This is a genomic window from Saccharibacillus sacchari DSM 19268, from assembly GCF_000585395.1.
Taxonomy (GTDB): domain Bacteria; phylum Bacillota; class Bacilli; order Paenibacillales; family Paenibacillaceae; genus Saccharibacillus; species Saccharibacillus sacchari.
This window is the reverse complement of sequence record NZ_KK073875.1, coordinates 5,887,631-5,911,699: the sequence shown is the minus strand read 5'-3', so window position 1 is coordinate 5,911,699 and position 24,069 is coordinate 5,887,631. Positions and strand designations below refer to the sequence as shown.

28 protein-coding genes are annotated in these 24,069 nt (G+C 51.3%); 24 read left to right on the top strand and 4 right to left on the bottom strand.

The window, feature by feature from the left end; all coding sequences use genetic code 11:
• Window positions 1-50 precede the first annotated feature (50 nt).
• From SACSAC_RS25800 to SACSAC_RS25780, 5 genes are all read left to right on the top strand, one after another.
• Window positions 51-920 carry a CheR family methyltransferase gene (locus SACSAC_RS25800; protein ID WP_051507421.1) on the top strand — a complete coding sequence of 290 codons (870 nt, stop codon included), beginning with the start codon at window positions 51-53 and terminating at the stop codon, window positions 918-920.
• Between the two features lie 18 nt (window positions 921-938).
• Complete coding sequence (locus SACSAC_RS25795; RefSeq protein WP_037291377.1) at window positions 939-2,597, top strand: response regulator; 1,659 nt, start codon at window positions 939-941, stop codon at window positions 2,595-2,597.
• A gap of 117 nt (window positions 2,598-2,714) precedes the next feature.
• A complete protein-coding gene (locus SACSAC_RS25790) occupies window positions 2,715-3,053 on the top strand; it encodes an STAS domain-containing protein (RefSeq protein WP_037291375.1) in 339 nt (112 codons plus the stop codon).
• A gap of 18 nt (window positions 3,054-3,071) precedes the next feature.
• On the top strand, window positions 3,072-3,527 hold the full coding sequence (gene rsbW, locus SACSAC_RS25785; protein ID WP_037291374.1) for an anti-sigma B factor RsbW: 456 nt from the start codon (window positions 3,072-3,074) through the stop codon (window positions 3,525-3,527).
• Window positions 3,524-4,297, top strand: a complete 774-nt coding sequence (locus tag SACSAC_RS25780; protein WP_037291373.1) for a sigma-70 family RNA polymerase sigma factor — start codon at window positions 3,524-3,526, stop codon at window positions 4,295-4,297. Before rsbW ends, SACSAC_RS25780 begins: the two co-directional genes overlap by 4 nt.
• A gap of 112 nt (window positions 4,298-4,409) precedes the next feature.
• Here SACSAC_RS25780 and SACSAC_RS25775 read toward each other — a convergent pair whose 3' ends face one another.
• From SACSAC_RS25775 to SACSAC_RS25760, 4 genes are all read right to left on the bottom strand, one after another.
• Entirely contained in the window at window positions 4,410-4,829 is a 420-nt protein-coding gene (locus SACSAC_RS25775) for a DUF5665 domain-containing protein (RefSeq protein WP_245608706.1), read from the bottom strand.
• A gap of 158 nt (window positions 4,830-4,987) precedes the next feature.
• Window positions 4,988-5,557: a YtxH domain-containing protein gene (locus SACSAC_RS25770; protein WP_037291372.1), complete on the bottom strand. Its 570-nt coding sequence runs from the start codon at window positions 5,555-5,557 to the stop codon at window positions 4,988-4,990.
• Between the two features lie 90 nt (window positions 5,558-5,647).
• On the bottom strand, window positions 5,648-5,905 hold the full coding sequence (locus tag SACSAC_RS25765; RefSeq protein WP_037291371.1) for a GlsB/YeaQ/YmgE family stress response membrane protein: 258 nt from the start codon (window positions 5,903-5,905) through the stop codon (window positions 5,648-5,650).
• 250 nt (window positions 5,906-6,155) lie between these two features.
• Window positions 6,156-6,380: a DUF1128 domain-containing protein gene (locus tag SACSAC_RS25760; protein ID WP_037291369.1), complete on the bottom strand. Its 225-nt coding sequence runs from the start codon at window positions 6,378-6,380 to the stop codon at window positions 6,156-6,158.
• Between the two features lie 219 nt (window positions 6,381-6,599).
• Between SACSAC_RS25760 and yyaC the strand changes: the two genes are divergently transcribed.
• The 19 genes from yyaC to SACSAC_RS25665 all read left to right on the top strand — a co-directional run bounded on the left by yyaC (window position 6,600) and on the right by SACSAC_RS25665 (window position 23,686).
• Window positions 6,600-7,160, top strand: coding sequence for a spore protease YyaC (yyaC, locus tag SACSAC_RS25755; RefSeq protein ID WP_037291367.1), 561 nt, complete (start codon window positions 6,600-6,602; stop codon window positions 7,158-7,160).
• A gap of 32 nt (window positions 7,161-7,192) precedes the next feature.
• The gene (locus tag SACSAC_RS25750) at window positions 7,193-7,978 is read left to right on the top strand and encodes an alpha/beta fold hydrolase (protein WP_037291365.1); all 786 of its coding nucleotides are present in this window, start codon (window positions 7,193-7,195) and stop codon (window positions 7,976-7,978) included.
• A 29-nt stretch (window positions 7,979-8,007) separates the two neighbouring features.
• Entirely contained in the window at window positions 8,008-8,664 is a 657-nt protein-coding gene (locus tag SACSAC_RS25745) for a DUF6483 family protein (protein ID WP_037291362.1), read from the top strand.
• 32 nt (window positions 8,665-8,696) lie between these two features.
• Window positions 8,697-9,875 carry a class I SAM-dependent methyltransferase gene (locus SACSAC_RS25740; RefSeq protein ID WP_037291359.1) on the top strand — a complete coding sequence of 393 codons (1,179 nt, stop codon included), beginning with the start codon at window positions 8,697-8,699 and terminating at the stop codon, window positions 9,873-9,875.
• Between the two features lie 87 nt (window positions 9,876-9,962).
• The gene (gene uptA / locus SACSAC_RS25735; protein WP_037291356.1) at window positions 9,963-10,577 is read left to right on the top strand and encodes an undecaprenyl phosphate transporter UptA; all 615 of its coding nucleotides are present in this window, start codon (window positions 9,963-9,965) and stop codon (window positions 10,575-10,577) included.
• 48 nt (window positions 10,578-10,625) lie between these two features.
• Complete coding sequence (locus SACSAC_RS25730; RefSeq protein ID WP_037291353.1) at window positions 10,626-11,195, top strand: thioredoxin family protein; 570 nt, start codon at window positions 10,626-10,628, stop codon at window positions 11,193-11,195.
• A gap of 1 nt (window position 11,196) precedes the next feature.
• Window positions 11,197-11,829: an MBL fold metallo-hydrolase gene (locus tag SACSAC_RS25725; RefSeq protein ID WP_037291351.1), complete on the top strand. Its 633-nt coding sequence runs from the start codon at window positions 11,197-11,199 to the stop codon at window positions 11,827-11,829.
• A 352-nt stretch (window positions 11,830-12,181) separates the two neighbouring features.
• The gene (locus SACSAC_RS25720; protein WP_037291350.1) at window positions 12,182-12,442 is read left to right on the top strand and encodes a hypothetical protein; all 261 of its coding nucleotides are present in this window, start codon (window positions 12,182-12,184) and stop codon (window positions 12,440-12,442) included.
• 200 nt (window positions 12,443-12,642) lie between these two features.
• A complete protein-coding gene (locus SACSAC_RS25715; protein ID WP_037291348.1) occupies window positions 12,643-13,035 on the top strand; it encodes a hypothetical protein in 393 nt (130 codons plus the stop codon).
• Between the two features lie 679 nt (window positions 13,036-13,714).
• Window positions 13,715-14,002: an Asp-tRNA(Asn)/Glu-tRNA(Gln) amidotransferase subunit GatC gene (gatC, locus tag SACSAC_RS25710; protein ID WP_037291345.1), complete on the top strand. Its 288-nt coding sequence runs from the start codon at window positions 13,715-13,717 to the stop codon at window positions 14,000-14,002.
• A gap of 44 nt (window positions 14,003-14,046) precedes the next feature.
• A complete protein-coding gene (gene gatA / locus SACSAC_RS25705; RefSeq protein WP_037291340.1) occupies window positions 14,047-15,504 on the top strand; it encodes an Asp-tRNA(Asn)/Glu-tRNA(Gln) amidotransferase subunit GatA in 1,458 nt (485 codons plus the stop codon).
• A gap of 32 nt (window positions 15,505-15,536) precedes the next feature.
• Window positions 15,537-16,973 carry an Asp-tRNA(Asn)/Glu-tRNA(Gln) amidotransferase subunit GatB gene (gatB, locus tag SACSAC_RS25700; RefSeq protein WP_037291337.1) on the top strand — a complete coding sequence of 479 codons (1,437 nt, stop codon included), beginning with the start codon at window positions 15,537-15,539 and terminating at the stop codon, window positions 16,971-16,973.
• Window positions 16,974-17,184: 211 nt separating this feature from the next.
• Window positions 17,185-17,655, top strand: a complete 471-nt coding sequence (locus SACSAC_RS25695; RefSeq protein ID WP_308809941.1) for a GNAT family N-acetyltransferase — start codon at window positions 17,185-17,187, stop codon at window positions 17,653-17,655.
• Window positions 17,656-17,702: 47 nt separating this feature from the next.
• Entirely contained in the window at window positions 17,703-18,413 is a 711-nt protein-coding gene (locus SACSAC_RS25690) for an MgtC/SapB family protein (RefSeq protein WP_037291333.1), read from the top strand.
• A gap of 47 nt (window positions 18,414-18,460) precedes the next feature.
• A complete protein-coding gene (locus SACSAC_RS25685; RefSeq protein WP_051507420.1) occupies window positions 18,461-19,057 on the top strand; it encodes a DUF6677 family protein in 597 nt (198 codons plus the stop codon).
• Window positions 19,047-20,306 (top strand): DUF4097 family beta strand repeat-containing protein, encoded by a 1,260-nt coding sequence (locus SACSAC_RS25680; RefSeq protein WP_051507419.1) that lies wholly within the window; start codon window positions 19,047-19,049, stop codon window positions 20,304-20,306. The genes SACSAC_RS25685 and SACSAC_RS25680 overlap by 11 nt, the downstream gene beginning before the upstream one ends.
• Before the next feature lie 94 nt (window positions 20,307-20,400).
• Window positions 20,401-20,826: a peroxide-responsive transcriptional repressor PerR gene (gene perR / locus SACSAC_RS25675; RefSeq protein ID WP_037291330.1), complete on the top strand. Its 426-nt coding sequence runs from the start codon at window positions 20,401-20,403 to the stop codon at window positions 20,824-20,826.
• Between the two features lie 207 nt (window positions 20,827-21,033).
• On the top strand, window positions 21,034-22,650 hold the full coding sequence (locus tag SACSAC_RS25670; RefSeq protein ID WP_245608705.1) for a glycosyl hydrolase family 18 protein: 1,617 nt from the start codon (window positions 21,034-21,036) through the stop codon (window positions 22,648-22,650).
• 166 nt (window positions 22,651-22,816) lie between these two features.
• The gene (locus SACSAC_RS25665; RefSeq protein ID WP_051507417.1) at window positions 22,817-23,686 is read left to right on the top strand and encodes a nucleotidyltransferase-like protein; all 870 of its coding nucleotides are present in this window, start codon (window positions 22,817-22,819) and stop codon (window positions 23,684-23,686) included.
• The last annotated feature ends 383 nt before the right edge of the window (window positions 23,687-24,069 follow it).

The following is a 24,069-nucleotide window of genomic DNA, read 5'->3' as shown; positions in this document are numbered from 1 at the left end:
GTAATAAACAAAGATTAAACACGATTTTTAGATAAGCTGAGGTTGAACCTATGACATTCGATGGATTTCAGGAAACGACTATACCGGAAAACGGTTCCGACTTAAGCGAGCGCGAGACCATTGAAGCGGATCTTCTGCTTGAAGGGGTTCACCGATTATACGGATACGACTTTCGGAATTACGCCAAGCCGTCGCTCATGCGTCGGATTTGGCATCATGTACACGCGGAGAACCTCGATACGATCTCCCAGCTTCAAAATAAAGTACTGCACGATCGATCCTGTTTCGAGCGCATGGTGCAGAGCCTTTCGATCCCGGTCACCGAAATGTTTCGCGATCCTGAATTGTTCCGTACGTTTCGCCGCGAAGTTGTTCCGATCCTGCGAACTTATCCGTACATCCGAATCTGGCACGCCGGTTGTTCGACGGGAGAAGAAGTCTATTCCATGGCGATCCTGCTGCATGAAGAGGGATTGTACGACAAGGCGCGCATTTATGCCACTGACATGAACGACCGTTCGCTTAAGCAGGCCAAAGAAGGGATTTACGGGATCGAGAAAATGAAGCTATACACGAAAAATTATTTGGAAGCCGGAGGTACGCAGTCTTTTTCGGACTACTACACCGCCAAGTACAATTCGGTCATGCTTCAACCTTATCTGCGTAAAAACATCATCTTTGCCGAGCATAATCTGGCAACCGACCGTTCCTTTAATGAATTTAACGTCATCTTTTGCCGGAACGTTATGATTTATTTCAATGATACGCTCCGGGATCAGGTACATGGACTTTTTTATGAGAGCCTCAGCCGTTTCGGCATTTTGGTTCTCGGTTCGAAAGAGTCTATTCATTTCACTCAATTCAGTGACTGTTATGAGCCGCTGGATCGGGTCGAGAAGATCTACCGGAAGATTAAATAGAAAGCGTAGGGGGATTCCATGGTGGTTCAAGAGCCCATTCATATCCTGCTGGTCGACGACCGTCCGGAGAACTTGCTCGCTTTGGAAGCCGTTTTGGGGAGTGAGCGCTATACGCTTGTGAAGGCGACTTCGGGCGAAGAAGCGCTTCGCTGCCTGCTGAAAGACGAATTTGCGGTTATTGTGCTCGATGTGCAGATGCCGGGCATGGATGGCATCGAGACTGCAAAGCTCGTCAAGGCCAGAGAAAAAACAAAAGATATTCCGATCATCTTTATCTCGGCCAACAGCAAGGAATCCGAGCATTTGTTTGCGGGCTACTCCGCGGGCGCGATCGATTATATGGTAAAACCGTTCATCCCCCAAATTTTGAAATCAAAAATTGAGGGGTTCGTTAGCATGTATTTGGCCAATAAGCGTCTGAAGGATCAGACCACGCTCCTGCATCAGAAGACGCAAGAGTTGGAGAAGATCAACGAAGAGCTGGTCAAGGCGAAAGAAGCGGCCGAGATCGCAGCCAAGGCGAAAACGGAGTTCCTGGCCATGATGAGCCATGAAATTCGCACGCCGATGAATGGGGTTATCGGTATGATCGACTTGTTGATGGAGACAGAACTGAAGCCGGAACAAAAGGAGTACACGGAGATTATCCGCGGCAGTGCGGATGCACTCGTAACGGTCATCAACGATATCTTGGACTTCACCAAAATGGAATCCGGCAAGATGGAGCTTGAAGAGCATCCTTTTGAACTGAAAACATGCATTAGCGAAGTTTTTAATCTGTTTACGATGGAAACGACTCGAAAGAACTTAGAGATGGTATACTTTACGGAGGAGTCGGTGCCGGAGCTCTTATACGGCGACATGACCCGTTTGCGGCAGGTGCTGATTAACCTAGTGGCGAATGCCGTGAAGTTTACCGATCAAGGCGGCATTTACCTGGTCGTATCCAAACGAGCAGAAGAAGACGACCGATTGACGTTGGAATTTGCGGTTAAGGACACGGGAATCGGCATTTCGCCCGAAAAAGTCCATCGTTTGTTCCAACCGTTCTCTCAGCTCGATTCTTCCATGACTCGAAAGTATGGCGGTACGGGACTTGGCTTGGCCATTTGCAAAACGTTGGTCGAAATGATGGGCGGCGATATTTCTGTCGAGGCCATGGACGAAGGAGGAGCTACTTTCGTCTTCACGATCCAGGTTCAAGCTTTTCAACCCGAAGAGCCCAGTCCGTTTCGAAACGAAGCCTTGAACGTACTGCATGAGGAAATGGCGGTTCCCGCATCCGTATTGATTGTGGACGACCACCCCGTTAACCGTAAGCTGATGCTCAGCATGTTAGGCAAGATGGATGTGTCTGCCGCAGCCGCGGAAGACGGAGAACAGGCCCTTCAGATGTTGGATGACCAGTCTTATGATTATGTATTCATGGATTTGCAAATGCCTGTGATGGACGGTATCGAAGCAACGAGAAAAATTCGGGAACGGTTCCCGGCGGGAGCAGGTCCCGTGATCGTAGCGATGACGGCGAACGTGATGAACGACATTCAGTCGCGCTGCCTTGAAGCCGGGATGGACGATTACATCAGCAAACCGGTCAAGATGGCCGGAATCAAGCAAGTGATTGCGCGTCACTTGTCCGCATACCGTGGTTATCCGATAAAAAAAGCCGCTCATTAAAGCGGTACAAGTGTCTTTTCGGGCTGCGGCTTGCGGGAATGGATCTGTCGGCTTTCGTTTCAATCGCTTGGTTTATGTTTAATAAGCTTAGAAAACATTTTTTTAGGGAGAATGTCTATGACCACAAATAAAAACGACAAGTTCAATGCTAGAACGGTTTCTGAAGAAGGAAAAAATACGGTATACCTGAGTGGGGAACTCGATTTATCCGTAGCACCGGATTTTCGTCTTGTCATGGAGCCGCTTGTAGGGGATTCCAAGGTCGACTTGGCCATCAATTTGAAAGAATTGAAGTATATCGACAGTACGGGGATTGGGATTCTGTTGTCCATTTTGAAAGCACGGCATTCCGTGAACGCTTCGTTCAGCGTAGAAGAAGTGCCGACACAAATTCAAAAGCTGTTCGACATGACAGGCATCGCCAAATTTTTTGAACCCCAAGAGAATTCCCAATAGGAAAGGATCGAACAACGCATGAAAGCAGATCAAACCGTTACCCTCAACTTACCGGCTACCGCCGACTACGTGGATATTGTACGGCTGAACCTGTACGGCATCGCGTCCAAGATGGGCTTTTCCTATGAAGACATCGAGGATATGAAAGTTGCCGTGTCGGAAGCTTGCAATAACTCAGTTTTATATGCGTACGGACAGGAAGGAGGATTAGTGGAAGTTGTCTTTGGCGTTACCAGAGAAGAACTTACGATTACAGTCAAGGATGAAGGCGTAAGCTTCTCGTTGCCGGGCAACGAACCTTCCGATACTGCCCCTACGCTGCACGACAAAGATTTGCATGATGTGGAAATCGGCGGTCTTGGTTTCTATCTGATGCAAGCTCTCATGGACGACGTTAACGTTGCCAGCGAGAGCGGAAAAGGAACGCAGGTCGTTTTGACCAAGCGTCTCACCAGGAGTGAGGAGAAAGTATGAATGATAAAGTGACCCCGCCTGAATCCATGTCCGAAGCGGTGTCCTTGATTTGGGAATATCAGCAGACCAAGGACAACGAAATCGCCACGGTACTGATCAAAAAGTATGAACCGATGGTGAAGATGGCCGCAGGCAAGATTGCCAGAAATCGGCCTGATCTTTACGAAGACTTGTATCAGGTTGGTCAAATGGCATTGATTCGCCTGCTTCAACAGTATGACATTCAATTGGGGATTCCTTTTGAGCCCTATGCGATGAAAAGTATGATCGGGCATATGAAGAACTTTTTGCGAGACAAATCATGGTACATACAGGTGCCGAGACGAATCAAGGAAAAAGGAGCGCTTGTTCAGCAGGCGATCGACGAATTGACGGTTCGTCTGGAGCGTTCACCCGATGTCAAAGAAATCGCGCAATATCTTGATTTGAGCGTCGAAGAAACCGTGGAAGTGTTGGCTGGACGCGAATGCTACCATTACGTTTCTCTCGATTCTCCGCTTTCTCAAGAGGAAAGCGCAGCAACGCTCGGCGAGTTGATTAGTTCGGACGTCAACGACTATGATACTGTCGAACGGCGCATGGACCTTCAACAGGCGCTTAGCCAGTTGAAGGAGCAGGAGCAGAAAGTGCTGCTGCTCGCCTTCCAGGAAGGTCAGTCGCAGCGTGCCATTGCGCAAAAGCTTGGCGTTTCCCAAATGAGCGTGTCCCGAATTCAAAAACGGGCCACAGAAAAGCTTAAGCAGATCATGTCCAATTCTTCCTCGTTATGAAAATAACGATCCAAGTTCATCATAAAATGGCCGTGTCCTATTCCCTTTAAGGAGAAGACGACATGGCCATTTTGCGTTCTTTTTTGTCTGTTATACACATTGGCGACAGCGCTTAAGATGCGCCATTGCGGCCTTGCTGGATCAAGCTTCCGACATAGTCGAAGAAGTCGCTGACGTAAGGAACGCCAAGGCTCGCCATCACCGAAGCGATCCAGGTCAATAAAGCGATCACGACTACAGTGCCGACCGATAAGCCGAGACCTCTGGCAATGCCGGCGGTAAAGTTGGAGATTATGCGCCTTTTCCAATCCGTATAATTTTCGACAAGGTCTTTGAAGTCTCCCTTTTTCAAAGCCACCGAGATATCCTCCAGCTGCTTATTCAAACGGGACACTTCATGACGAAGTTCAAACGGATGATCTTTGGACAAATCCTGCGGACGGAGCGTACCGTCATTTGTTCGTTCGTTTTGTTCGATCGTGCCGCTAGCGAAACGATCGCCCGAATTGGGCCGAGTTTCGGTTGGTGACATGGAAATCCCCCGCTTTCGTGTATGTTAGTAATCTGGATAGGCTTGAGCTTCGCGGCACTTGGGAAGAAATAAAGGATCGAATTACGGAAGAAAAAGAGAATGGAGTTCGATAAAAAAAGCCGGCTGAATCAGCCGGCTTTTGGTGAGATTCCTTAGAGTTACAGGACAGGTTTTTCGCCTGTTGGCGAACCGGAATTCAACGATTTGATTTCATTCTTCGTTTCTTCCGCCTTGTCAGCCGTTTCTTTCATGATTTCCTTGTCCGCTTTTGCGGCTTCGTTTGCAACGTCGGCAGAAGCGGCTTTTACCGTTTCGCCCACATCGGCCGAAGCTTCTTTTACGGATTCGGCAACGTCGGCGCTGTTTTTGCGTACGGATTGAACGACGTTGGATGTTTTTTCGGAAACCGATTGAGCCAATGTAGTCGCTTTATCGCTTACGATTTCAGCTGCGGCTTTCGCTTTGTCGCTGACGACCGTGGTTGCCGTTTTTGCTTTTTCGCCTACAACCGTAGCGGTATCTTTGGCTTTCAGGCCAATTGTGCTTGCCGCGCCTTTTGTTTTGTCCGTAGCGACACCGATTTGATCGGAGATATCGCTGCGAAGGTCACGTCCCGGCTTAGGAGCGAACAGCAGAGCTGCTGCTGCGCCGATCAGACCTCCGATCAAAAGACCCTTTGCAAAAGTCGAACCGCTTTGTACCGGATAATCTCTCTCTGCTTCATTCATCTAAAATCACTCCTCAAATGTAGTCATGGGCCGTTCGGCCATGGATCGCTGTGGTTGAATCTGCTTAACTGCTTCCGTAGATTGAACCTTCTAAGCTGCGCGCCTGAACAGTGTAGCAATGAGACCGAGAATCAAAACGAAGATCGCCGTTCCGAGTATAGCCGGGATAATGGCGAAGCCTGCAATGTTAGGACCGAAACTACCAAACAGCAGATTGCCAATCCAAGCTCCGGCAAGCCCGGCAACGGCAGCCCCAATGATTCCACCTGGCATCCTGTTGTCAGCCAACGCATTTCCGATAAATCCGATGACGATCGCCATAATCAGGCTAATCACCACTCCCCACATCCGGCTCACCTCCGCTCCCGGCTTTCTCGCTTGCGCCTGGTCTTGGTCCAGTTGCGCAGCCGCTCTTAATTGCTATATAAACGTCCTCTTTCACCCTGAAACATGGAGAGCGGTGCGGTATAGAGCAGGCGTAAGCTTGAATTTCGGAAGCAAGGAAAAGCAAAAGCCCGGCCTTTTGCTCAAAAAAGAGCATAAAAGGCCGGGCTTAACGAAAGATGCGGGTTCTAAGAGGTCTACGGCACTTGTCTGCTTATTTTCTGCGCAGACGCCCCAGTTCGGAGGCAATCGCTTCAACTTCGGAAATGCTAAGGTTAGGTTTGTTCATGATCAGATCGTATACGTCAAAAATATCATCGTACTGGTCGACCGAAAACGAAGACGGCTGCATCGCCGCTCCGGAAGCCATTCGAAGCTTATTTTTGATTTCTTCGATCATGTACTCCACATTTTCCTGGGTTTTGTTGGACAAATCCATGTATAATCTCCTTCCGGCAGGCAATTCGTCGAGGAGACTGATGCGCTTTCGTCACCTTGGAGATCGGAAAAAATGCGCGGCTTCGACGGCTCATGATTCCTCATTGTAGCACGAACCGACTGCCGACTCATCCTTTTTTGCAGAAACCCCTACAAGTGCGATAAAATCGAAGTGCGATCTTTATGTAAGGGAAGACAGTGCAAGAGGTGGGAATGAATAGTGAGTATAAGCGAATCGGTATGGGCTAAGACCGGCGAGGAGAGGCGGGCGGATCGCTTTGCGGATTTCCGTGAACTGTTTGCGGAAGTCGCGGCAAGTTATCGCCCGGACGAACTTCTATTTTTATGTATAGGCACGGACCGCTCAAGCGGCGATGCTTTTGGTCCGCTCGTGGGCAGCCGATTGCAAGCCGCAGGATTTCCGCGCGTTGTCGGCACATTGGAAGATCCTTGCGATGCGACTAACCTGGAGAAGATTGTATCTGCGCTACCGGATGGACTGACCATTGTCGCGTTTGATGCCTGTTTGGGGAAACCTGGATCGATCGGGAAAATAATAGCGACCCGAAGCGCTTTAACACCTGCAGGGGCGATGAAAGGCTCGTTTGCTCCGGTGGGCCACTACAGCATCGCGGCGGTCGTTAACAGTCATGGCCCCAAGCCTTATCAAGCGTTGCAAACGGCGTCGCTGGGACTGGTTTTACAGCTTGTCGAACAGACCGCGGAGGCCGCGAAACGATCATTCGGCATGAATCCGCGGATTGAAGTTTCGGAAGCATAAGCGGATAAACGATAAAGAAAGAAGGCGTTAATATGCAACGAAAGGAACAGACGGGTCTTCCGATTCGTTATGCGGATCGGGGAGAAGGCCCCGTATTGGTGCTGCTGCACGGTTTTGTAGGCAACGCGGATTATTGGGAGAGGGTCGTGCCGATGCTGGAAGGACATTTTCGCTGCATCGTGCCCGATTTGCTGGGCCACGGCGAGTCGGAAGCTCCGACAGGCCCTTATACGATTGAGCAGTTGGCAGACGGCGTATTGCAGCTGCTCGACGTGCTCGACATCGAACAAGCAATATTGCTGGGCCATTCCATGGGCGGCTACACGGCATTATCGTTCGCGGAGCGTTACCCGGAACGGCTGCGGGCCTTCGGATTGGTACACTCTATGCCGTTACCCGATGACGAGGCCGGAAAAGAAAAGCGTACGGCGGTTGCCGAACGCGTGCTGCGTGAAGGGACAAAACCTTTCGTCGAACAATCCGCGCCTAATTGGTTTGCTCCGAACGCCGCGGCGCACATGCCTGCCGAGCTGGATCGCGTCCTGCAGATCGGTTATGACACCAAGCCCGAAGGTGCGGCCGGTGCCGCGCTTGCGATGCGGGAACGGCCGGATCGCGGACACGTCATTCGCGAATCGAAGCTCCCGATCCTTCTGATTGCAGGCAGCGAAGACGGGATCGCGCCGCCGGAAAAAGCGTTTGCCGCCGAAAATGCGCATACTTCCAAATTCGTGATCGAAGGCTGCGGCCATATGAGCTTGTTTGAAGCGCCGCAGGAGTTGGCCCGCCACATCGCTTCATTTGCCGAAAGTTTGTAGACCTTGTCTAACCTAAAGGTGGGATCGGATTGTTAAGAAAAGATTATTTAACCCGGATGATCGAGGAAATGACCGAGGCTGTCGGAGCCATGCTGGGCCTTCGCCGCGAGCAGAAGAACGAACAGGCGCTGGAAAAACTCGACGGATTGCTGAAGCGCAATTTTCGCATGAGCGAGCAAATGCTGCGTTCCTTACCGCCCGAGGAATTGATTCAGTTGTTCCGTCAGCGCGAGGGCGTGGATGCCGAGAGTCTTCAGCTCGTGGCGCGCATGTTGCAAGAAAACGGAGAAATTCGCGAAAATATGGGCGATGAACAAGAGGCCGCGGCTTCCCGAATCAAAGCGCTGCATCTGTACATGTACGCGGCACTTAACGGGGGCAGTCGGGAACTCGTCGATTATCCGACACGAATTACGGAGCTGTCTGCCCTGCTGGAACGTTACCGTTTGCCTGCGGATGCCGAGCGTCTTGTCATGCTGTACGAAGAACGCGAAGGGCGCTATGTACAGGCCGAAGACGCGATGTACCGCATGCTGAACGCCAGTCCCGAAAACGACACGAACGCGCTGGAAGAAGGAAGAATGTTTTACGCCAGACTGTCCGGGCTTGAAGCGGATATTCTTCAGGCTGGCGGACTGACTCGCGAAGAATTGGAAGAAGGCATTGAAGCGCTGCAGGATGAATAAAGGCGCCGTGCCCGAGAGGATGAGAACCACCTATGCAAAACATGAACGAACTGCTGAACGCCGTGCTGCCGGAAGGCAAACTGATTACGGCGACCCTCAGCCAACCGCGGCGAAAAGATGACGAAACGTACAGTAAAGTCGCCGTCAAGCCGCTTATGCTGAAGAATGAACTGCATTACCAACTGGCTTATCATTACGAGAAAAAAGTCACGCATGAAAACTTGACGCTTGAACAAGCTTTGCCGCGCATCTCTCTTCTGTTGGAAGAGGAAATGCGACAAGGATTGTTCTGCACGCTGGAAGCCGATTATCAGGTGCTGGTCAGCAAAAAAGGCAAGCTGGGCATTTTGAAAAAAGCGCCGACCAAAAAACAAGCTGCCAATCTGGCGCATAATCGCAAAAAAACGTATGTGCTGGAGGAAGGCGAACCTGTTCCTTTTCTGGTAGAGCTGGGCGTCATGAACGACAAAGGTCGCGTGTTGGCCGCCAAATACGACAAGTTCCGTCAGATCAATCGATTCCTGGAGATGGTGCGGGACATTTTGCCTGCTCTGCCCAAAGACCGCAAACTGACGATCGTCGACTTCGGCTGCGGCAAATCGTATCTGACCTTCGCTCTGTATCATTATCTGGCCGTACAGGAAAAATTCGAGTTGAACGTAGTGGGACTTGATTTGAAAGCAGATGTTATCGAGCATTGCGAATCTCTGGCCCGGACGCTGAACTATGACGGGCTGCATTTCCGCATCGGCGATATCGCCGACTATGACGAATTCGACGCCGTGGATATGGTGATCACGCTGCATGCATGCGACACCGCAACCGACGCGGCTTTGGAAAAAGCGGTACGTTGGGGCGCTTCGGCGATTCTGTCCGTCCCGTGCTGCCAACATGAACTTTTTTCGCAGGTACAAAACGATCTGTTGGAGCCTCTGCTTTCGCACGGTATCCTGAAAGAACGTTTTTCGGCGCTCGCGACCGACGCGATCAGGGCCAAGCTGCTTGATATCGTCGGGTACAAAACGCAGCTGCTCGAATTCATCGATATGGAGCATACGCCGAAAAACATCCTGATCCGCGCGGTCAAATCGGACGCTCAGGACACGGCGGCCCTATGGCGCGAGTACGAAGCGTTCCGCGGCTTCCTTGGTGCTTCTCCGTATTTGGAAAAAGCGCTAAGCGACCGTTTGCCTGCCCCTTCGACGATCTGAAAGTTACCTAGTCAGTAAAAGCTAAGCCTGTTCGCCTCTCGTATTTTTTCGGGTCGGCGCAGTAAAGCGGAGGAAAGAGGGAAAACGTTGAATTTTATTACGGATATCGTTTCGCAGCTTTTTGCATGGATTCAAGGGTTGGGTTATTTCGGCATCATGTTCGGCTTGATGGTCGAAGTCATTCCCAGCGAGATCGTTTTGGCTTACGGAGGATTTCTGGTCTACTCGGGGGATATCAACTTCTGGGGAGCCGTGTTGTTCGGGACGATCGGCGGCGTGTTTGCCCAGTTGTTCATTTATTGGATCAGCCGCTACGGCGGTCGTCCGGTTCTGAATCGGTTCGGCAAATACATTTTCATCAAAGAATCGCACATCGACCATGCGGAGTCATGGTTTAATAAGTACGGAGCCGGCATTATTTTCAGCGGTCGTTTTATCCCGGTTGTTCGGCATGCGATCTCTATTCCCGCGGGCTTGGCCAAGATGCCTACCTGGCGCTTTACGGTTCTGACGACATTGGCCGTTATTCCATGGTCTGTCTTGTTCGTGTTCCTCGGTTATCAGCTTGGCGGACAATGGGAGCATATCGATGAAAAAGCGGCGCCTTATGTGGTACCGATCATTTTGGGAGCCGTGTTCCTGATGCTGGTGTATCTGATCGTCAAAGCGGTCCTGACCCGTCGCAAAAAAGCGAGAGCTTGATTAATGTCTATGTCAACATCCATACAAATGAAGAAAAGAGGGAACAACATGAGCAAATCCAATTTGAAATCCCGATTCGGAACCGGTTTGACCCCGCAAGGCTTCATCGACTCCATGGAAAAAAACAAAGAACCGTTCGAAACAGGCTACCGCGATTTCACTTGGAAAAAGGACGAGGACCGAGTTTTCTTCGAAGGCTTGCGCTCGCGTACCGATCTGAGAACCGTTATTTTAGCAGCTGACTGGTGCGGCGATGTCGCGCGCAACGTGCCTGTCGTGTTCCGGGTATTGGAGGCTGCCGACATTCCTGTCGACGTTTTGATTTTGGAACAGAACTTCGACTTGATGGACGAGTATTTGACGATGGGCGGCCGCTCCGTGCCGATCGTAATCTTTGCGAATGAAGACGGCGAACCTTTGCTGCAATGGGGACCGCGTCCGGAGAAAGTTCAAGAGCTGATGCGCAAGTTCAAAGCAGAGAATCCGGACCGCGAAGCTGCGGACTATGCGGATAACATGAAAGTCGTCCGCGAGCAGATGATGGAGCGTTACGGGGAAGGCACATCCATTCATGAAGTGATCGTGCACGAACTGCGCACGCTTCTGTCGGAGGTCTAAGATGCTGAGAGTCGAGACATTCAATCTGGGACCGCTGCAAACGAATGCCTATCTGCTGCGCGGCGAAGATGATCTGAAAGCCGTCGTGATCGATCCCGGCATGAACCCGGCCGCGTTGATGCGCCGAGTGGAACATCTGCATGTGGAAGCGATCCTGCTCACCCATGCCCATTTCGATCATATGGGCGGCGTCGAAGAGCTTCGCAAAGCGAAAGGTTGCCCGGTCTATCTGCATGATCTGGAAGCCGATTGGTTGACCGATGCCAAACATAACGGTTCCGCCATGTGGTCCGATCTTGGCGGTCCCATCACCACCGACCCTGCCGAGTTTGCGCTGGCCCAAGGACAGACGTTGAGCCTGATCGGCAACGAGTTCAAAGTGCTGCATACACCGGGTCACTCGCCGGGCAGCGTAAGCTTCCTGTGCGGCAAAGACTTGTTCGCCGGCGATGTCCTGTTCCGCGAAGGCGTAGGCCGCACGGATTTGTACGGCGGTCGACAAGGGGATTTGGTCGATTCGATTCGTTTGAAACTGTACAAGCTGCCGGATGAAACGGTCGTCTATCCAGGCCACGGACCCCGTACGAAAATCGGTTACGAGAAGGCGAACAACCCGTTCGTTCCCGCTTTGTAAATTCGATGGCTTGTGCCTAAAAAGCTGGACAAGGCAATGTAGCGGTAGTAAGATACAGCTATTGAACATCCGTCCTGGCACGAGATACTTGGAGAAGACGCTCTCAAGGTCTACTCACCAGTACCTTGTTTCTCGATAGGATCAAAGTGAATACGCGTTCGTTGCGGACATGGCCGTTGGCCATTTAAGATCCGTTATACGCATTATGCCTGCGAAGCACGCAAGCTGAGGATTCAATCCCGGTTTGCGTTCTTTTTTTTGCTTTTTAACGATTAAATTGGCAATCAGATGACCGAAGTGCGCGTTTAATCCAATATGGATGGATGTACATCCGGTAACATTCAAGGGGGATATGAGCAAAGTGGACGGAGCCAAGCCTTTTGACACGGAGAAAAGGGAAAAGCCGAGACTCGTACCGGAACGGCGAACAGAGTCGGAACCGATCGTGGAGACAAAACGGATGGAGGTTCGAGAAGAAAAGCCGACGTATCGACATGAAGACGGTGGAGTTTTTGTGCGCGCCTGGAATTCGGCCAAGCTTCAAGACGGGCGTGTAAACCAGCCCTGGCATGAACGTTTGAGCCGGATTCGGAATGGAGAAGACCCGAGATAAAGGCCAATCGGGAAATTTTGACTACATTTTTGTTTAAAACCTACATAAAGTGAGCCGTTGGCGTGGACAGCAAAACCTTTTTTTAGTACGATATAAGCTAAGCATTTGCATTACATTCATTTTCATGAGTGGGTGAACCATGGAGCCGGAAAGACCCGGGAGGGCCAGGCTTTGTAGATGACGACCGAGGGGGAGAAACAATGCTTCATCTGGGAGAAAAAATCGTGATCGTCGCGGATGTCTTCGAGCAGAATCTCCCTGTGGGAGAATACGGCTACTTGATCGCTTATGACCGTAATCCGGATAACGCTTTCGATTATATCGTTCGAATCCCGCAGGCTAACCGCAACTTTTTCGTAACGGAAAAAGACATCGAGCCGGAAGAAAGTGTGTTGCGTTTCGAGGCTGATCAGGTCGAGCGCGCCGCATTGATTGATTACGCGTTGGCGACGCACAATGAGAAGCTGTTTTATCAAGTGATGAACGGCGAAGAAGAAGGCGGAGAAACGCTTGAAGCGGATGCTGAAGCGTCGGCAGAGCCGATGACGCAGGCGGAGTTTATCAAGCGGATTAATTTGCGGGCATGGATTTGATGTCGGCTGCTGCCGGCTTTTAATTGCCGGGAAGGTCCTGTTCGTAAGGTAAGGCTTAGGGGCGCCGGAGTCATTTCGTTTCGGTCGCGTGTTGAAATCGGGAAATTTGAATTGGATTACATTTGAGATTTCCCGATTTCAAAGGCGAACGCTGCGGCATACGCCGCAACTCCTACACTGAAATGACTCCTCTGCCGAGCAGCCTTATACGAACCTGACTTTCCCTACATATGAAGCCGGCTGCTGCCGGCTTTTTTCTTTATTAGGGCTGTGCGAACTTGGTTTCGCACAGCGGAAAAGCTTGGGGAAGCGGCTTTGCCGACTTCGGGATGGTCTAGTAACTTACCTTTAGTGTCGACAAGGTACAGAGCGTACACGCCCCAGATTCAAAGTGTCGAGAAAGCCAAACGTAGCTGGAAGCGAGAAGACGGAGAGAGAAATTCAGTGAAAGACGCCTTTGAACTCGGAAAGATTCCACTAAAATTTTAATCGACGTTTCCGAGTGAGACAGCGTCTTGAACGAATTTCTCTCGCAGTCTTCTCGCTTCCCCCGCACACGTGACTTTCTCGACAGACTGCTAGGATGTACGCGCCCTAGATTTTTGCGGGTTGCTAACCTATAATGGGGACGTTGAGGAGTTTCGGCACTTTAACCCTTTAAATGATAGGAGAACTTAACATGAAAATTACGGTGGAACAGGTCGAGCACGTGGCCAAGTTGGCACGGTTGAACGTAAGCGACGAAGAAAAAGGAATGTTCGCCGAGCAGCTGAGCGCGATTCTGCAATATGCGGAAAAGTTGGATGAGCTGGATACGGAAGGCGTGGAACCGACGACGCATGTGCTGCCGCTGCATAGTGTTATGCGCGAAGACAAGGTACATGAAAGTCTGCCGATCGAGAAGGTGCTGCATAATGCGCCCGAAGACGAAGACGGGCAGTTCCTTGTACCGGCTGTGCTGGACTGACTCGGCAATAACGAATAGCTAATGATCAACGCGGAGGTGCGATAGTGACATTGTTCGATTTGGGACTTCGGGAGATTCAAAGTCGGCTGCAAGCCGGCGAACTGTCCGTGACCGAGCTGGTCAAGGATTCCCTGCAAAAAGTAGGGGAACGGGACGAGAAAGTAAAAGCATTTTTGACCGTCGATGAAGAAGGCGCTCTTGCTTCTGCGGCAAAGCTGGATCAAAAGCTGGCAGCCGGCGAAAAGCGCGGACTGCTATTCGGTCTGCCTGCGGGAATCAAGGACAATATCGTGACGGAAGGTCTGCGTACTACGTGTGCCAGCCAATTCCTGCGTAACTTTGATCCGGTTTATGATGCCACAGTCGTCAAAAAATTGCGTTCGGAAGATAGCGTAACGATTGGCAAGTTGAATATGGACGAGTTCGCGATGGGCGGCTCGAACGAGAATTCCAGCTTCTACCCGGTACGTAATCCGTGGAACCTGGATCGCGTTCCGGGCGGTTCGAGCGGCGGTTCGGCGGCAGCGGTCGCAGCGGGCGAAGTTTACTTCACGCTCGGTTCGGATACGGGCGGTTCGATTCGTCAGCCCGCTTCGTACTGCGGCGTAGTCGGTTTGAAGCCGACTTACGGTCTCGTATCGCGCTTCGGCCTGGTTGCTTTCGCATCCTCGCTGGATCAGATCGGTCCGGTTACGCGTACCGTCGAAGATTCGGCTTATGTGCTTCAAGCGATCGCCGGGCATGATGACCGCGATTCGACATCGGCCAACGTGGATGTGCCGGACTACGCGTGTGCACTGACAGGCGATATCAAGGGACTTCGCATTGCCGTACCGAAAGAGTATATGGGGGAAGGCGTCGATCCGCAGGTTAAGGAATCCGTATTGGCCGCAATCAAGCAGCTTGAGGCTTTGGGCGCGACATGGGAAGAAGTTTCGCTGCCGCATACGGAATACGCATTGGCAGCTTACTATCTGCTGTCTTCTTCGGAAGCTTCGTCCAACCTGGCTCGTTTCGACGGCGTTCGTTACGGCGTCCGCGCCGAAAATCCGGATAACCTGCTTGATCTCTATTTGAAATCGAGAAGCGAAGGTTTCGGCGATGAAGTGAAGCGCCGCATTATGCTGGGAACTTATGCGCTCAGTTCCGGTTATTACGATGCGTACTACTTGAAGGCGCAAAAAGTCCGTACGCTGATCAAGCAGGACTTCGATCAAGTGTTCGAAAAATTCGATGTCATCGTAGGTCCTACGGCACCGACAACGGCATTCGCGATCGGTTCGCAAACGGATGATCCGCTCACGATGTATCTGAACGATATTTTGACGATTCCGGTCAGCCTTGCAGGCGTGCCGGCAATCAGCATCCCTTGCGGTTTCGTGGACGAAATGCCGGTTGGTCTTCAGATCATCGGCAAGCCGTTCGACGAACAGACCGTACTGCGCGTCTCGCACGCATTCGAGCAGAATACCGATCATCACAAACGCCGCCCGCAGATTTAATCCGCGTGCTTAAGAAGGAGGAAACGCTTGTTATGTCCACCGTACAATACGAAACGGTCGTCGGACTCGAAGTGCACGTCGAGCTGCACACGAATACGAAGATCTTCTGCGGTTGCTCTACCGAATTCGGAGCTCCGCCCAATACGCATACTTGCCCGGTTTGCTTGGGGCATCCCGGCGTGCTGCCGGTACTGAACCGCCAAGCCGTTGAATATGCGGTAAAAGCGGCGATGGCGCTGAACTGCCAGATTGCGGATATCAGCCACTTTGACCGGAAAAACTATTTCTATCCCGATTCGCCGAAAGCTTATCAGATTTCGCAGGCAGCCCGTCCGATCGGCGAGCACGGCTGGATTGATATCGAAGTCGACGGCAAAACAAAACGAATCGGCATCACGCGTCTTCACCTCGAAGAAGACGCGGGTAAACTGACGCACACGGGCGCTTTCGGCTCGTTGGTTGACTTTAACCGCGTTGGAACGCCGCTAGTCGAGATCGTATCTGAGCCAGAACTGTCTTCGCCTGAAGAAGCTCGTGCTTATCTGGAAAAAATGCGCGCGATCATGCAGTACTGCGAAGTATCGGACGTGAAAATGGAAGAAGGCTCGCTGCGCTGCGACGCCAACATCAGTCTTCGTCCGAAAGGCCAAAAAGAATTCGGCATCCGCGCTGAACTCAAAAACATGAACTCTTTCCGCGGCGTGCAGCGCGGTTTGGAGTACGAAGAAATCCGTCAAGCCGAAATTCTGGACGAAGGCGGCGTCGTTGTTCAGGAAACCCGCCGCTGGGACGAAGCCAAAGGCGTAACGCTGTCCATGCGCGGCAAAGAAGAAGCGCATGACTACCGTTATTTCCCGGACCCGGATCTGGTTTCCGTCGAAATTGGCGAAGAATGGAAAACGACGATTCAAGCCGGAATTCCCGAACTGCCGGATGCGCGCAAAGCGCGTTACAGCGCGGACTACAGCCTGCCCGCTTATGATGCACAGGTCATTACGTCGTCCAAACCGCTGGCCGATTTGTTCGAAGAAAGCCTGAAGCATACCGACGATGCCAAATCCGTCTCCAACTGGATCATGGGCGATCTGCTCGGCCATCTGAATACAAGCGGACTTGAGCTGAATGCCGTTCCGATTACGGGTCAAGGCTTGGGCGAACTGGTCGGCTTGATCGGCAAAGGCACCGTCAGCAACAAAATCGCCAAAACCGTCTTCAAAGAAATGCTGCAAAGCGGCAAGCTTCCGCAGCAAATCGTTGAAGAACAAGGTCTGGTTCAAATCAGCGACGAAGGCGCGATCAAGGCGATCGTCGTCGAAGTCGTTGCTGCAAATCCGCAGTCGGTCGAGGATTATCGTGCCGGTAAGGACAAAGCGATCGGGTTCCTGGTCGGTCAAGTCATGAAGCAGAGTAAAGGCAAAGCTAATCCGGGACTGGTCAACAAACTGCTCGTGGAACTGCTGCAAGGCTGATCGAAAATACGGCTTCTTCAGGCTCCGTTCAAACTTGTCATCCGCGTCATGCTACAATGGACGTAGACAAGGTACCGGAGCCGTTAAAAGGACACGTTCGCTTGCGAACGTGTCCTTTTCTCTTCTATATTCATCTAAAGTAGCTTGGTCAAGCTAATAGGTTCCGAGCGAAAGTCGGAAATTCGGTTAATGATAAGGAGATGCGAAGAGAATGGCGATGATCGATAAATTGAATATGGAAGATCATTCATTAGTCGAAGCGTTATTTCGGTTGCAAACGACGGCTTATCGTTTGGAGGCCAAACGGATCGGGTTTGATGAAATTCCGCCTTTGGCCGATACCGTCGATAGCTTGAAGCGCAGCAGCGATACGTTTTACGGATATATGACCGAAGCCGGAGAACTGGTAGGCGCCATCGCGGTCGAAGAAGAGTATCCGGGCGAATTGACGCTGACAAGAATGATGGTGGACCCCAACTTTTTCAGGCAAGGAATCGCGACAAAGTTGATCCGGTACATCTTTGCGCATTATCCGGACTTCAAAACCTATATCGTATCGACGGGCTCCATGAACGAACCTGCAATGCGTTTATACCAAAGCTTTGGGTTTGTTCCTTTTCGAAAAGAATATGTTGCCCCCGGTGTTGAATTAACCACGATGCGCCGCAAAACGGAACGATAGAACCGCACTGATCTCGCAATTTCCGAAAAGAAGGAGTAAGGAAGCACATGACTGATCCTTGGATTATCGACAACACACACATTTTTCTGCGCATTGTAGCCGCGGTGCTGCTCGGCGGTCTGATCGGCTGGGAGCGCGAACGCTCCAGCCATGCCGCCGGACTTCGCACCCATATTCTCGTTTCCGTCGGCTCGGCGCTCATTATGCTGCTTTCCATGTACGGCTTTGTCGCTTTCGTCGATCAGCCGAGCGTGCGGGTCGATCCGGCGCGTTTGGCGACCGCCGTTATTTCGGGTATCGGCTTTTTGGGAGCGGGAACGATTTTGTTTACGGGCAAGTCGATTACGGGCCTGACTACCGCAGCTTCGCTTTGGGTCGTAGCCGCGATCGGTTTGGCGGTAGGCGCAGGATTTTATTTTGCCGCCATACTCACCACGTTATTCGTATTTTTAACCCTGCTTGTACTGAACGTCGTAGAGCAGCGTTACATTCGAGGGCACCATACCCATGTCGTAACCGTGCGCGGGCGAACAGGGAACGGTCTGATGGAGAAAGTCTCCGACTTCATGAAAGAACGCGAAGTGCGCATCCGCAAAATGGAAGTCCACGTCAAAAGCGATGCTCCGGTCTCCGAATCGGAAGGTAGTTCGGCAGCGGAAATCACCATGCACCTGACCTCGGAAAAGCGAATGGACCCGGCCGAGATGACCCACCAACTGCTGAATATGGAAGGCGTGTATTCGGTTGCGATCGAGTAATTCACTTTCAGGCTACCGATCATGCTGGGCGAAAGGAGATCCGGATCATGGGCAAAACCGATAAAAAGCACAAGAAGAGCAAAACTTTGCGTCAAAAAAGAACCACCATTGCTTGTATCTTATCCGCCGTTATTCCCGGTGCGGGACATCTTTATCTGGGATTGATTCAAAAAGGTGTTTCTTTCATGTTGTCGATTCTGCTCGTGATCGAAGCATTATTGTACTTTTCGGCTACGGGTATCCAAATAAACGTTCCTCTCTTGATTTTGCTCGGCCTGACCATTCCGATCATTTACTTCTATAATTTATACGATGTGCTGCAAGCGACGGATCGGGTCAACGAACGTCGGCGCACGGTAGAGAATGAATTTCGGAATTGGCGAAAAAGCATGGTGTTTGCTTTGATTCTGGTCGGCGAAGGTGCGGTATTGCTGATCCTGCATAGTCGTCCTCTCTGGTTCCGGCAGTTGATCGAGCTTTACGGAAGAGAAACGGCAGCCATTGCTCTTGTTGCAATCGGCCTTATTTTTGCGACCGTTCAAGCTTTCGGCGTACGCCAAGCAGCCAAACAGCCTGCTTCTTCCCCGTCAGCCGAACCCAAGCAGTCGCCCGTAACAGAGGGGAGGAGACGCCATGAATCCTAAAATCCGTATCGGCCGCTGGACGGCGGCGATCGTGCTCGTCTCCGTCGGGCTGCTATTGCTTGGCGACGAGCTGCGCGGACGCGACGATATGCTGGAGCTGCTTCGCTGGTGGCCTGCGATCTTTGTCGTTTGGGGAATCGAGTATGTCGTCATGCTGCTGGTGTTCCGTCGCCGGGGCGGAGGACGACGCTTCCGCATCGATTTTGCCGGCATATTGGTAGCTGCTCTGCTTAGCGCCTCCGTCTTTATCGTCACCCAGCAAAATCATTATCTCCATCTATGGAATCGGGTAAGTATGGATCTGACCACCTCCGGCATCGAATTCAGCGAAGCGGAAGGCAATAAGTTCGCCAAGCCTTCGGTCGATCTCGCGGCAACGCTGGAGATGACCGGCTTGACCGTCGAAGGCATCAATGGAGATATTATCGTTCGCCGCGGTTTTTCCGACCGAATTCGCGTGCGGAGTACAGTCTGGGTCGATCAGGCCGAACCCGAAGAAGCGAAGGCCATTGCCGAAAAAACCGGCGTGAAGATCAAAGAAGGCGAGACGCTGGCGGTCACAACCGATTCACAGTCTTACGGGACTTCGGGACGCCGCCAGCCGCGGATCGATCTGGAAATTTTACTCCCGCCCGAACGAAGCTTTGATATGGACATCCGCACCAATGGAGGTTCCGTCACTTTGAATGGCGTTCAGGCTCTTCGCTCCATCGCTGTGCAAACCGGCGGAGGGAATCTGGATTTCACCAATGTGAGCGGAAATGTTTCGGCATCGACGTCAAAAGGCAGCGTCAAACTCTCGACCGTCGCCGGCAACGTAAAAGCCGAGACCCAACAGGGAGATATCGAGAGCGCAAATATTTCCGGTTCAGCCAACCTCACTACGATTCTGGGCAACATAACAACGAACGGAACCATTGGCGATATTGCCGCGGATACCCGCAACGGCAGCATCGAGATCAATGGCGTCAACTTTGGGCTATCCGCACAAAGCCTCAACGGCAACATCGCCATCAACTCTCGTGTCGTGCGCGGGAATTGGTCGGTGTATAGCGCAGTAGGACGAATCGATCTGACTCTGCCTGACCGGGGGGATTATCGGATGGACGGTTCGAACGGCTATGGGGACATTCGCAGCGAACTGCCGTTTGCGATTGAAGACCGGACGCTCAGCGGGACTTACGGAGACGGAGATTTCACGGTAAAAGTGGACGGCAACGGAGACCTGAATATTTTTCGCAGCGAGTGAATAGCGAGCTGATCGATTGACACGTTGACAAAAAATATTCACAAACCTTACAATGGAGAGTAATCTAAGGAATTACGGCGAGGAGGAGAACGGGATGACGACACGTGTACAGCATGCTTTGGAACAGTTGAAAATCAACGGTGTGCGCATCACTCCCCAACGACATGCCATTTTGACCTACCTGATGGAAAACATGGGGCATCCGACCGCGGACGAGATCTACCGCGCGTTGTGTCCGCAGTTTCCAAGCATGAGCGTCGCTACCGTTTATAACAATCTCAAGATGCTCATCGAAGCCGGAATGATACACGAACTCACGTATGGAGACAACTCCAGCCGATTCGATGCGAACGTCAGCGAGCATTATCATATTATCTGTGAGAAGTGCGGCAAGATCGAAGATTTCCATCATCCTTACTTGGCGGAAGTTGAACATGCTGCGGCGAAATCAACAGGATTTACAGTCAAAGGACATCGTTTGGAAGTGTATGGAGTATGCAAAGGTTGCAGTGAACATTGACGTTTGCTTACAATAGGGCGTGTGGAGCCGAGAAGGCTCCCGCGCTTTTTTTTATGGCGTATTCTTGCGATCATGCAGAAGGGTTGCGGTTGTGAAGTGATAGGAAGCAGACAAAAACGCACGCGTACTCGTAAAAAGAAACGTCCGGGCAGAATAATTCTGCTCGGTATTGTGCTTGTAGGTGCAGGTTGGGGGGCATGGCAGTTCTTGCCGAACTTCTCGCATGAAGAACCGGAATGGATCGGGCAGAAAAAGCCTGTTTTTATAGAAGGACAATGGAGCGGTTATACGGCACGCGGGAGCGGGGATACGCTAAAGCTGCCTTTACCGTTAGTGCGTGAACAAATCAATGCCTACGCTTATGGCGATCCTGATGGAGAAACCGCAATTTTGACTACGCCAAGCGAACTTCTTGTGATGACTCAGGGAGATGAACAGGCTAGGCTCAATGGGGAAAGTTATGCACTCGGCTCCTCCTTGGAGGAATCGGACGGCATGCTATACATACCCGTGGAACCTCTCGAACAGCTGTACGGCATTCAAATCGCGGAAGAAAGTCCGGACGGGAGTGTCATTGTGCTTAAAGCCGGCAATGAGTTTCGTACGGGATCGGCAACAGACGGTGGGCTGTTCAGCTCACCGAAACTTCGAAGCGACCACACGATCAAAGCTCCGGCTGTCGCCGATCTCGAAGACGGCACGCCGCTACGAATTTGGAGCGAGCAAGACGGCTGGTTGTACGCGCAGACCGACGAAGGCCGCTCAGGCTATATCCCGGCAGACGAAGTGAAGATCGGCGGCGAGGAAAAGGTACCGGTGCTCGAAGTCGCCGAGACTGCCGCAGCCAAAGAATGGTCCGACAAAAAGATTAACCTCGCCTGGGAAGCGGTCTACGAGCGTAAACCGAGTCCGGACGTGATCGAAGAAATGCAAGGCATCAATGTCGTCAGTCCGACCTGGTTCGAGCTGAAAGACAGCGCGGGCAATGTGAAAAGCAAAGCCGACTCCGCCTATGTGGGACGTGCCCATAATCGCGATAAGCAGGTATGGGGACTGTTCAGCAACAGCTTCGAGGCGGATTGGACGCGGGATATGTTAAGCGACTACAGCACGCGTGCCGTAGCGATACGTCAGGTGCTGGATTACGCCGCCGAATATAAGCTGGACGGAATCAATCTCGATTTTGAAAATGTATACACCGAAGATAAAGAGCCGTTCGTCGAATTCGTGCGCGAATTTACCGTTCAGGCGCATCAAGCCGGATTGATCGTTTCTGTTGATGTAACGCCAAAGTCGAACAGCGAGATGTGGTCGGCCTTCCTGGATCGACGAGCACTGGGAGAAACCGTGGACTTTATGATGGTCATGGCTTACGACGAACATTGGGCGAGCAGTCCGAATGCGGGCTCTGTGGCTTCTTTACCTTGGGTCGAGACTTCTGTTACACGGATTTTGGAAGAGGATAACGTTCCGGCTTCCAAGCTGGTACTCGGTATTCCGCTGTACACGCGCGTATGGACGGAGACTGAAGAGAATGGCGAGACTAAAGTCTCCTCTTCTGCGATCGGGATGGAAAGTTCGCAACGACTCCTCACTGAGAATGGTGCCAAACAGGAACTTCTTGAAGACATCGGACAAAATTACGCGGAATACGAAGATAAAGAGGACGGTACGAAAAAGCGTGTTTGGCTGGAAGACGGGGGCTCATTGGCAAGGCGGATTGAATTGGCGAAAAAGCACGAGCTTGCCGGAGTGGCCAGTTGGACCCGCAGTTTTGCTTCGGCCGAAGCTTGGAAAGTGCTGCGCACGATCAATGAAAAGTAAGAAGAGGTTGTCATGGGCACTTCGTGCATTTTTTTACGGGCTCTCTCTTGAAGAAGGAATGGATCGTCCGGCGTAGAATAAGGTGTAACGGCCATAATCGGTACGCATTGCCTTTTTTCTAAATAACCGGACGTCCAGGCGGCCCAAATGCAAGGAGGAGTTGACCTTGAGCCCATTTACTTTTAACGATTGGACAAAAAAAGATTCTCTTCCTCTGGGAGCTGTCGCTTGTTATCGGCCCGGAGGGAAGTTTCACGGCGCGCTGCTTCAGGACTTTGACGTGTTGGTGTTTCTGATTTTCGATTCCCCTCACGAAGACGTTCAGACGCATCATCGTGTAGAAAACGGCGTTCATTATCACTTTTTGAGCCTGCAAGCTGAGGAATTGAAGAAATGGATCGTGACCGGCGAGAACCGTTCGTTGGTTCATTATTTTTTACAGGGAGAAGTGATAGACGACGTGAACGGGCAAATTCTGCACTTGAGACAACAAGTTGAACATTTTGAACAGCCGCTTCAGGAACAACGGTTGTTTTTCGAGTTCTCGCGTTTTCTTCGGAATTACGTAGAAGCCAAGCGTCATTTGACGGAAGGGCACGAGATGGATGCTTATTACAGTACGCTCAAAGCACTGCATCATTGGGCTTGTATCGAGTTGGTGCAAAAATCGGTATATCCGGAAAAGACGATTTGGAATCAGGTTCGAGCCTATAGCGCCCAGGTCTACAAATTGTATGAGCAACTTGCATTCAGCCAAGAGACATTGCAAGAACGGGTTGAATTGGTGCTGTTGGCCTGCGAATTCTCCGTCATGTCCAAAATGGCCGCATGCTCGGAACTCCTGATTCGCGTTCTTCGCAGTCGCAGAATTCCGTGGACCATTGAAGAATTGGTTCGTCACCCCGATCTGCAATACGTAAAAAAAGAGCTGCCGATGGTAGTGCGTAAACTGGTTTATCGTTCCCTGATCAAGCAATGGCCGCGTGAAGGCAAAAGCAGTCCGCACAGTGAAGAAATACGTTATAGCGCGAATTGATGCGGGTTTAGCAAGCATATGAAAAATGAAAACGGATGAAATTTCGAAAAAGGGTTGACGGTAAGTTCGAATATGTGATAAATTAAATCTCGCCCTTCAAAGGCGCTCAGTGCTAAGTTGCTGAGAGTAATACATCGCAAACAAGCTTCGAAAAAACTTTTAAAAAAAGTGCTTGACGAACTGCTTGAAACTGTGATAGGATATAAAAGTCGCCGCTGAGACAAACGGCGCCGAACGAAAGAAACAAATCAACACGGTTTGCTCCTTGAAAACTGAACAGTAAGTGAGTCGCGATGATGAAGATCATCGTGAGAATATAAGATTCTTGAGCAATCAAGAATCGCCAACGTTTTAAACGAGCACATCGTGCTTTCTTTTAAACG